The following is a 13432-nucleotide window of genomic DNA, read 5'->3' on the forward strand; positions in this document are numbered from 1 at the left end:
TATAGTTATGAATCTGCTGATCACACTTGCGGCGGTGCCAAAAAGCCGAAATTTGCAACTACATGAAAGGAAATGGTTGACTTCATGGAAGCGCTAACCCAGCAAACCCTGGAACATGGGTAGGCTGGGTTAGGAAATATTAGGCTGGGCAGCCGTAGAAACAACGTCAACTAGGGTACCAGCGGCTTTCGCCGCTGGTTTTGGCGCTGTGGAGGCTAAAGAAGAGCAGTCAATTCCGCGTGGAACGCCAATGTGCGTAGCAAGGTAATGCTAATTTCAGCGAAATTTCCGCAATAGGCTCCCCTCTTTGAAGAGGTAGAGTATCAGATCGACGCGGTCAGATGAGCTTGCGGCGGTTCGCGGCGAGGCCGACGAGACCGGCGAGCAACAGCCAGCCCGTCGCGGGGAGCGGCACGGGGACCGCCAAGGAACTGGGGTCGGTGTCGCCATACGTGGCCCAGGAAGGCGAATTGATATTGTAGCTGACTCGGCCGTAGGTGAAGTCCAGCGCCAGGAAGAGATCGCCTGCGAATTCCTTAGCAAGGTTCAGCGTGAAGCTTGAAGTGCCGCGATTCGACGCGTTGGCGGCGTTCCACGGGTTGTAGGTAACGTCAAAATAGCCGGCGAGAAGATCCTGGCTGCCACGAACCTTTCCATCGCCCTGATCGACATAGTAGGAGCCGGAAAACGGCGCATAGCTGTAGTAGATGGCGCCGCCGCCGTTTTCATAGGCGCCAGGGCTATAGGGTCCGGTCAGTGAGAAATCAAAAACGATGGATGTTGCGCCCGGCACCAGGCCGGAGAACTTGAAGATGTCGAGTCGATCGCCGCCCATCCACTCGGGTGCGCCCGTGCCCGTAACGCCGGTCGTGCCGCTGGCAACGACGGTCGGCGAAACCCATTTATTGGAGAAATTGCCGCCAGCCTCGTGCAGGATAGGGATAGCTTCTGCGGCGGGGGCCGTGATAGAGGTGGCACAAACCAGCACCGCAACGTAGAGTTTCCGAACTGACATCGCTGCAACGGAAGTTAAAAAGCTTTGTTTCTTCATGTGTCCCTCTTGGTTTTTATACTATTACTACTAAAACCCAAACAGCACTAATCACCCCTATATCTTACTCATTTTGATAGCTCAGCCTATTGGACTAAGGTACACCAGAGAGAAGAGGTGTTACGTTTGTCCCGGCATCCGAACTTGCATTTCCTCAACTTGTGCCGAAAATTTCCAGGGAGGAATGGGCAGCATTACGCCGCATCCCAAACCCCCACCTGCTACGATTAGCGGCTTCTTCCACCTTACAGGTACGGGGCCGTGTGCTATTGAATCCCTAGTAGCTTGTAATGGAACGGCGACCCTGTCCTAACCTGCTCCTGATTGGCGTCCTGCCCCTACACCGTCTTTGCTCCTCGCTGGCGCTATTGCGGAGAAGTTGTCGCTGGGCACATGGTTGGAACGTGCACCGCGGAAAGGAAGACCGGTCTCAGGGTCGCAGACGGCCAAGGGAGGATTGGATATCCAGAGGGATACGCATCCAGCAATAATCACGGAAGCGGAGGCAGAGGCAATTCTCGCAAAGCGAGATAGCAAGAAAGCTGAGCGAGCGAGCCGAGTCCGCGTGCCCGATTCGCCGGTTGGCACGCTTGGCAGTGAGCATTGCGGCTAGCGCCGCTTTCTCGCGTTCGGCTACGGCGATTGAAATTGACTCGACACCCTTACGCACCCCCTCGATGTCCGTAGCCCAGCGGTCATTTGCCGCACTCAGGATCGAATTACGCGCGTCGACGTCCTTTTTCTGGGACCGGACCAGCGCGATCTCCGCGCCGTCCTTCCAGTCTTTAACTATCTAGCGGCCACCGAAACCAATAACTAATAGTGCACCCGCCAAAAATAACTGCAAACATTTATAGGCTTTCTATAATTATTCGATATAAATACGCAAGAAAGGTATGCCAATGCCCCGCTTTGCTATATACGTCCGGACCGAGGACGGCACAATCTGGCGACATCATGAAATCGCACATCAGTTGCCCGGCTTCCTGGACCATCCTTACGTCCATGAAGAAGCGCTTGTCGGATGGCCCGAAGCCAAAGTCTTATGGGCGGAAGAAACAGGTCCAACAATGGGTTTGGCGCCGGTAGATTGATAGTCAAGCATCCGCGTCAGCGGGTACCGGAATCGAACACTTTTCCCTCTGAAGTAAATATGAGAAGCTTCAAAGGTTTCACAAACTGTGCGTCTACTGCGCGCCGAAAGGGTCATGCTTAGCTACGTTCTATATTCGCGAACCGCTGAAGGACAAATCGAGCGATTACCTGCTATGGTTTATAAATGCCCCCACTGCGCAGCCGATGCACCTGATCCGTTTTCATGCCCCGATAACGACATAAACCGATATGTGCACGAAGAAGAACTCGTCGGTTGGCCAGAGCCAAAAGTTTTTTGGGAAAAAAAGATCGGTCTCAGCGTAGGCATCGCGCCACGTTACCAGCAATCCACAGCCTAACTAAGGCTGAGCTTATTTCTGGCTCCATCCTCCCTAAACATCCATAAAAAAAACCCGCTCGGCGGCGGGTTAATTCTAAGCCGGCTATTCCAATGTCACGCATAACCGTGTCTATTCACGGTAAACGCAGCATCAAAGCCAAGCGAACTGACTCGGAAGTGCTGGCTCATGTCTGTGCCAATCTGCAATCCGAGGCATTTATCAAGTCTGTGACTGCGAGCGCAAGGAAATCAGCAAGGCTAACTGATGATGATGCAGAAGGGGAAACACTACGATCGGAACTAAAACGCCTTGACGCAAAGATCAGTCGCTTATCGGATGTGCTATCGGAAACTACTGCCGCCGAAACTCTTATCAATAAAATTGAAGAATTCGCAAATCAGCGTGATACGCTTAACAATTAGCTTGCCGCTCTGGAAATAGCGCGAAGGCAGTCTAAGGCTATGAGCCAGATTAGGGAATCGGACGTGAAGGACATGCTTGCGGAGATTGCCGACAATTTGTCGGAGCTTGAGCGTGATGCGTTGAAGGATCTTCTGCGCGGTCTTATCGAGCGGATCACGCTCGACCTTTCCGAGTTAGCCTATTGTATTCATTACAAAATTAAGCTTCTAACAGAGGAATTAGTGGCGTCCCCAAGGGGATTCGAACCCCTGTACTCACCGTGAAAGGGTGATGTCCTAGGCCACTAGACGATGGGGACTGAGGGACTTTTGACCGTCTTCAGTCTGTTACTTGCCAGATTGCTGGTGGAGGTAAGCGGGATCGAACCGCTGACCTCTTGCATGCCATGCAAGCGCTCTCCCAGCTGAGCTATACCCCCGGCAAAATGAACGCGAATTATACTGAGCCGTCCTGTTGCAGTCAATGTAAAGCAGCACGACGGCATTAACGCCCTACTCGCGTTCGTTGGGAAAGTTTTCCAGCTGCTCATCCATGCGCTTGAGCGTTTCCTCCCTGCCGAGCAGCTCCAGCACCGCATTGATCGAGGGCGTCTGCGTCTCGCCCGTCACCATCACCCGCAGTGGCATGGCGACCTTAGGCAGTTTCATGCCGTGCGCCGTGGCGCAGCTCTTGATGGCGTCATGTATGGCGTGGCTTTCCCATTCGACAACCGCGAGCTTCTGCCGCAGGTTGGAAATGCCCGGCTTCGCCTCGGCAGTGAAATGCTGCGCCTTAAGTTCGGGCGAAGGGTCCAGCGAACGGTAGAAATATACCGCCGCGTCGGCCAGCTCAGCCACGGTGGTGACACGCTCTTTGAGCAGATTCGCCACGCTCGCCAAATTCGGCAGCCCCGGCGCAGCGGCAGGGTCGCAACCATCCGCCTCGAGAAAAGGCCGCACCAGCGCTGCCAACCGCCCATCGTCGGCACCTTTAAGATAATGCTGGTTGAGCCATCGCAGTTTCTCGGGATTGAACTTCGCAGGCGAACGGTTGATGGCTGAAAGGTCGAACCACTCGACCAGCTGTTCCCGGCTGAAAATTTCCTCGTCTCCATGCGACCAGCCCAGCCGCGCCAGATAATTGACCAGCGCCTCGGGCAGGTAGCCATCCTCGCGGTATTGCATCACGGAAACAGCCCCATGCCGCTTGGACAGCCGCTCACCATCCGCGCCCAGAATCATCGGCACATGCGCATACTGCGGCAATGACGCGCCTAGTGCTTTAAGAATATTGATCTGGCGCGGAGTGTTGTTGACATGATCGTCGCCCCGGATCACGTGAGTAATATTCATGTCCAGATCGTCGATCACCACGCCGAAGTTGTAAGTCGGCACGCCATCGCCGCGCAGCAGCACCAGATCGTCCAGTTCGCCGTTGGCAACGGCAATCTGGCCCTTGACCAGATCATTGAAGACAACGACGCCGTCCTGTGGATTTTTCAGGCGCACCACCGGCTTAACACCGGGCGGCGGCGTCTGTGTCGAATCACGCCAGCGCCCATCGTACCGGGGCTTCAGCCCGGCCGAGCGCTGCTGCTCGCGCATGGCATCCAGCTCTTCCTTTGTGCAATAGCAGTAATACGCCTTGCCGGAGCGAAGGAGCTGCTCAGCCACCTCATGGTAGCGCGCCAGCCTCTGCATCTGATAAAACGGCCCCTCGTCGTAATCCAGCCCCAGCCATGCCATCCCGTCCAGTATTGCCTGGGTTGATTCCGCCGTCGAGCGTTCAAGATCCGTATCTTCTATTCGCAAAACGAATTTGCCGCCGTGCCTGCGGGCATAAGCCCACGAAAACAGAGCGGTTCGGGCGCCGCCAATGTGGAGGTAGCCGGTTGGGCTGGGAGCGAAGCGGGTACGGATCATGGAAGTGGGTGTGGAGAGAATAGGCTTACGGTTGGGTAAGATTTGAATCTACAGAACGCGCTATTTTACGCGACCCGGCCGTATCATGCCGGGTCATTCGCATCATTTGGAAGTGAGAACACGATTGAAACCATCGCGTAACCCGGGAGACCCGGGGGGTTTTCTTAATAACTGCCCAAGCGCGTGGGCCCTACGTACTTGCTCCTGCTCACCACCCTGCCGTTCCCCGCCCTTATTATCCCGTTTCCTTTCCAGCAATTGTTACCGGGTGCATACTATTCCATCTTCCCGACTACGCGTCTTTCGTGGACAATTGACAGCAGGAGACAGCCATGCAGCTATTGTTAATTCTCGGCATTGCCCTCGCCATTGCCGCCGTGGCGTTCGCTCTGCAGAACAATTCAACGGCAACAGTAACGTTAGGCCTTTGGAGCTTCGACAGCTCACTGGCCATGGTGCTGCTAATTGCGACAGGCATAGGTGCGGTTATCGCGGTGCTGCTCTCCTGGCCCAGCATGGTAAAGAGCATGTGGACAAGTGCGCGCCTGCGACGCCATATCAGCAGACTGGAGGCGGAGAAAGACACGCTGGAACGGCGCGTCGCGCAACTGGAAGCGGAACTGACGAGGATCAGCCCTGAGCCAATCCCGGAAGAGCCCCCGCGTTACCTGGGGCTGAAGTCACTACTTGTCGGCAGGGATGCCGAAAAGCCGAACGAATAACAAGGGTCAGCGAAAGTGATATTGCGAACAGCCCACGCGTTGACCGTAATCCGCCATTTATGATCTAATTGCGCCTCCTCAGCGGTTATCAATTAATTACGATAACTAACGCAACGGGGCGGTTAACTCAGCGGTAGAGTGCCACCTTCACACGGTGGAAGCCACTGGTTCGATCCCAGTACCGCCCACCAACAGATAGTCCGAAGAAAACCAAAGAAGGCCACTAAACGTTATACCGTGCCGTTTTTGGCTGGCGCTCCAACCACCACAGTTGCTCTGAACTAAAATCAGGGGTGCAATGCAATTATATTGTTCATGCCTGACGCGACCTTCAGCACGCCAGCCACGCGGGAACTCGTTCACAACCAACTTCTGTCAGTGAAAAAAGAAAAAGCTGTAGCACTAGAACGTTTAAATAAAAAACTGCTGCTGGCCATAAGGGAACAGCAGGCGACAACGCTCGAACTTTCAAATGCGAAACTTCGCACAGAGAGGATTTTGGAAAGTATTACCGAGGCTTTTTACACAGTGGATCGGGAATGGCGCTTCACCTATGTGAATAAGGAAGCGGAAAATCTGTTACGGCGCCCCCGTGGCGATCTTCTGGGGAAAGTGCTCTGGAAGGAATTTAAGGAGGCGATAGGAACAATCTTTGATCGTGAATACCATCGGGCGCTCGCGGAAAACACCACAGTGAAATTTGAAACCTTCTACGCGCCTCTGGAGGGCTGGTTCGAGGTGCACGCCTATCCGTCAGAAGAAGGCCTGGCAGTTTATTTCAACGACATTAGCGAGCGCAAGCAGTCTGAACATGCCCGCCAGGAAGCCGGTGCTCGCATCCACCAGCAGGCTTCCTTGCTCGACAAGGCAACCGACGCGATTATTGTGCATGGCATCGATCATCGCATTCAGTTTTGGAACGAGGGTGCTGAGCGGCTCTATGGATGGACTTCCGAAGAGGTATCGGGCAAATCGATAGAGATGTTGTATGAGGACATCCTGGCCTTCAAGGAAGCAACCAGCCTATTGTTGAACTCTGGGGAATGGAGAGGCGAGATCGCGCAGCGGCGCAAGGACGGAGGCATATTGTTTGTTGAAGCACATTGGACGTTGGTCAGAAATGAGGAGGGACAGCCACAGTCGGTCTTTGCAATCAACACAGATATTACGCAACGCAAGAGCGCTGAGAACAAAATCCAATACTTGGCATTCTACGATTCGTTGACGGGGTTGCCCAACAGGCAACTCTTGCTGGACCGGTTGCGGCAGGCACTCGCAGCAAGGGCCCGTAACCACCGCACGGGTGCGTTACTGTTCATCGACCTCGATAATTTTAAATTGCTCAATGATACGTTCGGCCATGATTCCGGTGACCTGTTGCTTCGGCAGCTTGCTCCCCGCCTGATCTCCTGTGTGCGCGAAGGGGACACTGTCGCCCGCTTGGGGGGCGACGAGTTTGTAATAATACTGGTAACAGACTTAGCGAAGATTATGACGCAGCCGTTGCTCAGGTAAAAGTCATCTGCGAAAGGATTCACTGTACGTTCAATCAACCATTCAGTCTAGGTGCCCATAAACACCACACCACCGCGAGCATAGGGGTCGCAGTATTTAACGATCAGTCACACACAACAGACGAGTTGCTCAAGCAAGCGGATCTGGCGATGTATCAGGCAAAAGCATCAGGCCGCAATGCAATGTGTTTTTTCGATCCGGATATGCAAGCGGCAATGAATGCCCGCGCTGCTCTGGAGTCGGATTTGCACAAAAGCTGGGAGAGAAACGAGTTTGTTCTTCACTACCAGCCGCAGGTAGATGATTGCGGGATCACGGGTGCCGAAGCGCTGATACGGTGGCAGCACCCTCGACGCGGCCTTTTGCCTCCACACGAATTCATTCCTCAAACGGAGGAAACCCGCCTCATTCTTCCTTTGGGTGCCTGGGTGCTGGAAACCGCGTGTACCCAGCTTGCAATCTGGTCGGAGCGACCGGAGGCAGCTGGGCTTAATCTGGCGGTGAATATAAGCCCTCGCCAGTTCTGTCAGCCAGACTTTGTCGAGCAGGTAGTTTCGACGCTCGATCGAACCGGCGCCGATCCGCAAAGACTCAAGCTTGAGCTTACGGAAAGCATACTGGTCCACAACATGGACGACACCATTGAGAAGATGGCTGCACTCAAGGCCAAGGGTGTGGGCTTCGCCCTGGATGACTTTGGTGTCGGTTATTCCTCGCTCTACTATCTGAAACGCCTGCCGATGGATTGGGTAAAAATCGATCAGTCATTTGTAAGGGACGTGCTCACTGATAATAACGACGCAACAATTGTCCGCGCCATTCTGCTCTTGGCAAAAAGCATGGGGTTGGCGGTAATCGCCGAGGGGGTGGAAACCGTAGCACAAAAGGACTTTCTCGCTATGCATGGATGCACTGCTTATCAGGGCTACCTGTTCAGCCCACCTCTTCCATTAGATCAATTTGAGGAGTTTGTGGTGAAAGAGAAGAATGCGCAATATTAAGCGCTGGAGTAGCAAAAGGAATTTCATGCCGTCACGGCACGATTAGCATCGGCGAGGAAATCAGGTCATCAAGCCGTTTGAGGATTATATGGGGTTGTTTCAGGAAATCTGTGCAGTGGCAAACAACGGGCGAAGCAGGGAACGGGGCCATTTTTTTCATTATAATTTGCAGCTTTACCCTTGCCGTCTGTGATGCCCATGACCTCTCCACTGGGCTGATAAATGCGACACTACCGTTCAAATTGCGATCCCATTAAAAACTACAGGTTTCACCATCCTCAGGCATTAATACTCGTTGCGTCATATTCTTTTCACTGAGGAACTCTCGCAGTTCTTTTCTCGACAGCATGGCGTGATTCACGGATTCCATGTGACTGGCAATAATGGTTGCCCTGGGAGCTGCTTTATAAACCTCATAAACATCCTTTTTGTCCATGATAATCGGGTCGTAGTCCAGTACCTGACCGTCTCCGCTGTTCAGGATAATGACGTCAGGATCATATTTCTTCAGATTTTCTTCGACTCCCTCATACCGGACCGTATCCCCTGCGATCCGTATCCCCTGCGATATAGAACGTCTTTTCATCGGGATGCTTAAATACAACACCCGAGACGTGCCCCAATAGATCCCCAGGTCTTCAAGAGTTTTTCCTCTGCCATGCTTGCCCGGGGGTTTGATGAGAGTGATACCATCAAAAACAGTATTCTCCGCCAGAACTCGAATATTGCTGAATCCTTGCGCCTTGATCTCCCCCGCATCTTTCTCGTTTTGCGCAAAAATCAGCACATCCTTGGGCGCCAGATTTATCGCTGCCTCGTCCCAGTGATCCGGATGAATATGGGTGACAATTACTGCATCAACATCAAGGACCTCGTTTATGGAAACAGGCAAATCGACCAAAGGAGTACACCAACGGCTGGAGATAGCTTAGCTCCAATTCTGCTGCCGGTGTGTTTCACTAAAAGGAGCGCATAGGCAAACTCATTTCCCCGATATGTCATCCTGAAGTACATCGTGACCTGACAAACATATCTGACACTTTTCGCCCTTCCCACCTTATGTCCGCCCATTTGGGCCCGGTCATGAACGCGTGCACCGCGCCTTCGGAAATGGAGGAACCTTTCACCATCTGACGGCATTGTTGATGCCATAAGCAAAGCTGTAGGCTCCGCCTAAAAGCGCCAAAGTCTCTCATGCCCATCCCATCAGGACCGGTGATAAAAGCATGTTCAGTGTCCGCATCCGTGAGAGATCGTCCCGCCACCTGCCCCGCTTGGTTGATACCCGCTGCTTCGCTCCAATAGGCCGCCTGAGATCGAGATATTCATACTCATCGACAGGTGCATCGGGCAGACCCCATCCGCTTGTGACAATGCCCCTCGTGGCGCTAGGGGTGTCCTTCCCCGCCCGAGGCACTGTACACTTGTCCGGTTGCGTAGCTCGATTCCTGCGACGCAAGAAAGACATACAGGGGACCCAGTTCCGCTGGTTGGCCGGGCCGGCCGAGCGGAACTTCCTTGCCGAACCTGCTGAGGTCTGCCCATCCTGTCGTTTGCATCGGTGTCCAGAAAGGTCCCGGCGCCACCGCATTGACCCGTATGCCCTGCTTGGCCACCTGCTTCGCCAGCGATTTTGTGAAAGCAACGCTGCACGCCTTCGTCTGCGCGTAATCGATAAACGCGTCGGATGGAGTGTAAGCCTCGATTGAACTCGTATTGATAATCGCGGCGCCGGGCTTCAAGTGCGGGATGGCCGCCCTGGTGATCCAGAACATCGCATAGACGTTGCATTTGAATATCGAGTCGAACTGCTCGGTCGTGAGATCGACGATGGAGGGCTGCGCGGCCTGCATGGCCGCATTGTTGACAAGGATGTCCAGTCCGTCCAGATCCCGGACGGCTTGGGCAACGAGCCTCGAGCAAAAATCCTCGTCCCGGATGTCGCCGGGGATCGCGACTGCCTTACGCCCTTCCGCCCGGATCAGTTCCACAACCTCCCGAGCGTCGGGCTCCTCAACAGGGAGATAGTTGATCGCGACATCGGCGCCCTCACGCGCAAAGGCGATGACGGCGGCACGGCCAATGCCGGAATCGCCGCCGGTCACGAGTGCCTTTCTACCCACCAGCCGGCTCGAGCCCTTGTAGCTTGTTTCGCCGTGATCAGGCCGCGGTGTCATCTTGCCCACAAGGCCGGGCGGCTCCTGCTTCTGCTGGGGGAAGGGGGGAGCTGGATACTGCGTCCTCGGATCCTGTTTAAGGAACTGGCTGGCCCCTTGCCGCGAACCGGCGGCGCCGCTTTCCTGGCGCCCTTGCTGCCCAAAGGCGGGGGGGATGAATGCCGTGGCAAGGCCGGCAGTCACTCCGCCAACAAACTGGCGTCGTGAGGCAATGGCGTCGTCTTCTGGTTTCATACCTGTTCTCCTAAGAATATTGGTAAAAGTGAGCCCTCCCGATCGCGATCCGGGCAACACGGAAATCGGGCCGGAAGCGCAGCTTGAAAGCGTGTCGCCGCGAACTGATGTGCAAGCAGGACGACGAAAACAAGCAATAATTGTCCCGATGGGGGATACATGATTTTCCTTTTCGTTTATCTCATCCGTGCGTTAAAGTACATTAGAGGCAAGCGTGTAATGGTGTAATAGGGACGGGCCGCGGTTTCGTGGCATGTATGGGCAATGTCGGAAGATTACAGTCAGCGGGCGGAAACTCACCCCGACCCTCGGCATCGTTCGCACATCGGCGTGCTTACAAACCACGTTTCCCTGAATAGTTTCTTGGATATAATCCCGAGTGTCGCGCTTCACGAAGCCGGCCAGACGTTTTGTTCGCTTATTGTCAGCCGCTATTAGCGGCTATACCGTCCGCCTACATTCTCTCCATAACGAAGAGTGAAAACCTTGAAAGTCTCTCTGTATTTCCTGTTCATGCTTGGCGGCCTGCTCGCCTTTGCCTTCCATGCTGGCGCGGCGTCAAACGACCCGGCAACGATCGAATTCAAACGGGGAGATAAGCTGGTGAAGGCCCTTTCCCTGGAGGCCATGCGCGGCATCGTGCCAGCGGTTTCACTAAAGATTTTTGAACCGCACGAAAACAGGGAACGGATCTATCAGGCACTTCCAGCCCGGCCTGTGCTGGATCACGTCTTCGGCAAGGAGTGGGAGCAGGCGCGGGAGATTGTCTTCACTTCCATCGACGGGTTCCAGCCAAGCATCCCGGTGGAGAAATTCCTCGCCCATTCCGCCTACTTCGCCTTTGCGAGCCCGGACAATGCCCCCTTTACCACGACGAACCCGGTGCAGAACAACGAAGTGGTACAACTCGGGCCGCTCTACCTGGTGTGGGATAACCTGAATTCGAAGGACCTTCTGGCGTCCGGCGATTCCGATTTCCCTTACCAGGTGATGCGCATCACGCTCAGACCGGACGCGCCATTCCCGAATATTTTGCCCCCGGCCAATGCCTCGGAGGAGGTGAAACGCGGGTACACGCACTTTCGGCAATACTGCGTCTCCTGCCACACCATCAATGGCGAAGGCGGAGGCAAGGCGCCGGAACTCAACTATCCGACCAGCGTTGTGGAGTACATCAAGCCGGAATATCTGCGGCGCTGGATCTTGAGCCCGCAAAGCATCCGCTACAACGCACGGATGCCAGGTCTTCCGCGAGGCATCGCCAACGCGGAACAGGTTACGGAAGAACTGATCACTTACCTGAAAGTGATGAGTATCATGAAACGCGAGCCGGCGCAGCCCTAGTCCCCGGGGCGGCGTCCTAAAACCGCGCCGAGCTTGCATCCACTGCAAGCTTGAACAGCATTTGTTCTACCCCAGAATAAGACGCCGTAGCGCAACGGCATTATTGTGCAGCTCATCGTGGGCGGAATAAACCAGCGTAATGGAATCCTCGCGCGCCAACACCCGCAGTTGCTTCAATTGGTCGGGGTGCTGGCTCACCTCTGCCGCATAGCGCTCACAAAACTCTTCCCAACGGCCGGGGTCATGGCCGAACCACTTTCGTAAAGCTGCGCTGGGCGCAAGATCTTTTGCCCATTGCTCGATCGCTGCCTCGGTCTTTTTGACTCCACGTGGCCAGAGCCTGTCCACCAGTATCCGCGTGCCGTCCGCGGCCTCCGGCGGATCATAAGCCCGTTTCAGTTTGACGTTGGCGGCGTTAATTCTGCTCATCGCCATGCTTCTCCCACTGTACGCTTCGTACGATTTGTCTCTTCACAACCATATCGCTCCGATATCCCTCCGACAGCTTCTCAAGCCCTAGAGCAAAACCCGCTGCGTGAGTTCGCAAATAGGAGCAAAACAAAGCAGCCGCAACTCAATGAACATTTCCTCCAAGGATTTACTGTCCAGCCTGTTCCATGTGTGCCTTGGCGTACGGAACTCAACCGCATGTAGAGCTAAAGTGAGTGCGTAGAGTCACTTTTTATAAACTTAGCCGGTTAAATTTCTAACGGAGAATGCCATGAACAACGTAATCTATCTGGTCGGCTTGATTGTTATTGTCCTCGCCATCCTTAAATTTGCAGGCATCATCTGAGGAGCCGCTGCAAGCTGGTCGCCTCGCGGCAGCCCAGATCAGCAAACCTGGTTCACGAAAGACGATGAAGTTGTTTCGCATTCCACATCCCACGGCGGATATGACGAGGTATGCATCGGTCAATAGTCAACTGGAGCGGCCTGTGATCGAGCAACCCTGTCACCGCACTGTCTCTTTTGCGATCTCCCTGAGCTGTTCCAGTATCGCGTTCTTCTGTTCACCTAATTCAGAATAGCGCGCATACAGGCGGTCGAGTTCGCGTGCGTGTTGCTGGATGCGATCCTTCCGTTCGCGCTGCACCCGTACACTTTCGTCATAACTTATTGGGGGCATGTCCTTTACACCCCCCATGTCCTGCATAACGAGCGGGTTTATATTCTGTACTTCACTCCGACGCATCTCCTGCAGCATCTGAAATTGCTGGTATACCGACTGCTGTTCCTGGTTCACCAGGTTCAGCGCCATCTCCAGCTGTGCGATGCGCGGATCCACTTTGCGTTCAATGTTCGGCGCGGTCTGCGCGGTGGCGACGCCTGCCAGGCACCAGCTGAGCAGAAATATAGCGAATATCGTCGGTTTCATAACTCGTCCCTCACCTTAACTTTTCATCGTGGCCAGGACGTATCATCACATACCGCGCGAAACAGATAAACACCCTGCGAAGTTACGCTCTTGCCTACCGTGCTGAAATTGAGACACACATTCCATTTTGAACCAAAATTGCGGCGTAAGACTCGAATTGGCGTATTCCAGCTACACCCTGCAAGCTACCAGCTACAAGCGGCCCTAGGCGAACAGCCAGCAACCGCCGTAAGATTCAGCCCAATCTCGC

General features: G+C 54.4%; 13 protein-coding genes, 3 tRNA genes and 1 pseudogene. 8 read left to right on the forward strand and 9 right to left on the reverse strand.

Annotated features, from left to right (window positions below; genetic code table 11):
- Positions 1 to 337: 337 nt before the first annotated feature.
- Positions 338 to 1051 carry a VPLPA-CTERM sorting domain-containing protein gene (locus R5L00_RS00785; protein ID WP_107692702.1) on the reverse strand — a complete coding sequence of 238 codons (714 nt, stop codon included), beginning with the start codon at positions 1049 to 1051 and terminating at the stop codon, positions 338 to 340.
- An 896-nt stretch (positions 1052 to 1947) separates the two neighbouring features.
- Between R5L00_RS00785 and R5L00_RS00790 the strand changes: the two genes are divergently transcribed.
- Together R5L00_RS00790 and R5L00_RS00795 are read left to right on the forward strand one after the other, a co-directional pair.
- Positions 1948 to 2145, forward strand: coding sequence for a hypothetical protein (locus tag R5L00_RS00790; RefSeq protein ID WP_107692701.1), 198 nt, complete (start codon positions 1948 to 1950; stop codon positions 2143 to 2145).
- 452 nt (positions 2146 to 2597) lie between these two features.
- Entirely contained in the window at positions 2598 to 2909 is a 312-nt protein-coding gene (locus tag R5L00_RS00795) for a hypothetical protein (RefSeq protein WP_107692700.1), read from the forward strand.
- 223 nt (positions 2910 to 3132) lie between these two features.
- Here R5L00_RS00795 and R5L00_RS00800 read toward each other — a convergent pair.
- The 3 genes from R5L00_RS00800 to gltX all read right to left on the reverse strand — a co-directional run bounded on the left by R5L00_RS00800 (position 3133) and on the right by gltX (position 4811).
- Positions 3133 to 3208 (reverse strand) — tRNA-Glu (locus tag R5L00_RS00800).
- Between the two features lie 44 nt (positions 3209 to 3252).
- Positions 3253 to 3328: transfer RNA gene (locus R5L00_RS00805), tRNA-Ala, on the reverse strand.
- A gap of 73 nt (positions 3329 to 3401) precedes the next feature.
- Positions 3402 to 4811: a glutamate--tRNA ligase gene (gene gltX, locus R5L00_RS00810; protein WP_317652870.1), complete on the reverse strand. Its 1410-nt coding sequence runs from the start codon at positions 4809 to 4811 to the stop codon at positions 3402 to 3404.
- Between the two features lie 332 nt (positions 4812 to 5143).
- On the opposite strand from gltX, the gene R5L00_RS00815 reads away from it, so the two are divergent.
- From R5L00_RS00815 to R5L00_RS00835, 5 genes and pseudogenes are all read left to right on the forward strand, one after another.
- Complete coding sequence (locus R5L00_RS00815) at positions 5144 to 5533, forward strand: LapA family protein (protein WP_107692698.1); 390 nt, start codon at positions 5144 to 5146, stop codon at positions 5531 to 5533.
- Positions 5534 to 5649: 116 nt separating this feature from the next.
- Positions 5650 to 5724 (forward strand) — tRNA-Val (locus R5L00_RS00820).
- Positions 5725 to 5848: 124 nt separating this feature from the next.
- On the forward strand, positions 5849 to 7048 hold the full coding sequence (locus R5L00_RS00825; RefSeq protein ID WP_317652871.1) for a diguanylate cyclase domain-containing protein: 1200 nt from the start codon (positions 5849 to 5851) through the stop codon (positions 7046 to 7048).
- Positions 7049 to 7065: 17 nt separating this feature from the next.
- A pseudogene (locus tag R5L00_RS00830) lies at positions 7066 to 7176 on the forward strand (hypothetical protein); the annotation flags it as partial.
- A 21-nt stretch (positions 7177 to 7197) separates the two neighbouring features.
- A complete protein-coding gene (locus tag R5L00_RS00835) occupies positions 7198 to 8049 on the forward strand; it encodes an EAL domain-containing protein (RefSeq protein ID WP_317652872.1) in 852 nt (283 codons plus the stop codon).
- A gap of 253 nt (positions 8050 to 8302) precedes the next feature.
- Here the strand turns inward: R5L00_RS00835 and R5L00_RS00840 are convergent, their stop codons facing one another.
- From R5L00_RS00840 to R5L00_RS00845, 3 genes are all read right to left on the reverse strand, one after another.
- The gene (locus R5L00_RS00840; RefSeq protein WP_317652873.1) at positions 8303 to 8950 is read right to left on the reverse strand and encodes a hypothetical protein; all 648 of its coding nucleotides are present in this window, start codon (positions 8948 to 8950) and stop codon (positions 8303 to 8305) included.
- Between the two features lie 97 nt (positions 8951 to 9047).
- Entirely contained in the window at positions 9048 to 9314 is a 267-nt protein-coding gene (locus R5L00_RS15735) for a hypothetical protein (protein ID WP_411555571.1), read from the reverse strand.
- 123 nt (positions 9315 to 9437) lie between these two features.
- The gene (locus R5L00_RS00845) at positions 9438 to 10460 is read right to left on the reverse strand and encodes an SDR family oxidoreductase (RefSeq protein WP_317652874.1); all 1023 of its coding nucleotides are present in this window, start codon (positions 10458 to 10460) and stop codon (positions 9438 to 9440) included.
- A 486-nt stretch (positions 10461 to 10946) separates the two neighbouring features.
- Here R5L00_RS00845 and R5L00_RS00850 point away from each other — a divergent pair, with 486 nt between their 5' ends.
- A complete protein-coding gene (locus R5L00_RS00850) occupies positions 10947 to 11804 on the forward strand; it encodes a c-type cytochrome (RefSeq protein ID WP_317652875.1) in 858 nt (285 codons plus the stop codon).
- A 66-nt stretch (positions 11805 to 11870) separates the two neighbouring features.
- Here the strand turns inward: R5L00_RS00850 and R5L00_RS00855 are convergent, their stop codons facing one another.
- Positions 11871 to 12233, reverse strand: a complete 363-nt coding sequence (locus R5L00_RS00855) for a DUF488 domain-containing protein (protein ID WP_107692833.1) — start codon at positions 12231 to 12233, stop codon at positions 11871 to 11873.
- Positions 12234 to 12759: 526 nt separating this feature from the next.
- Positions 12760 to 13182, reverse strand: a complete 423-nt coding sequence (locus R5L00_RS00860; RefSeq protein WP_107692693.1) for a hypothetical protein — start codon at positions 13180 to 13182, stop codon at positions 12760 to 12762.
- Positions 13183 to 13432 lie beyond the last annotated feature (250 nt).

Origin of the sequence: Nitrosospira sp. Is2, from assembly GCF_033095785.1 — a bacterium.
Lineage (GTDB): Bacteria > Pseudomonadota > Gammaproteobacteria > Burkholderiales > Nitrosomonadaceae > Nitrosospira.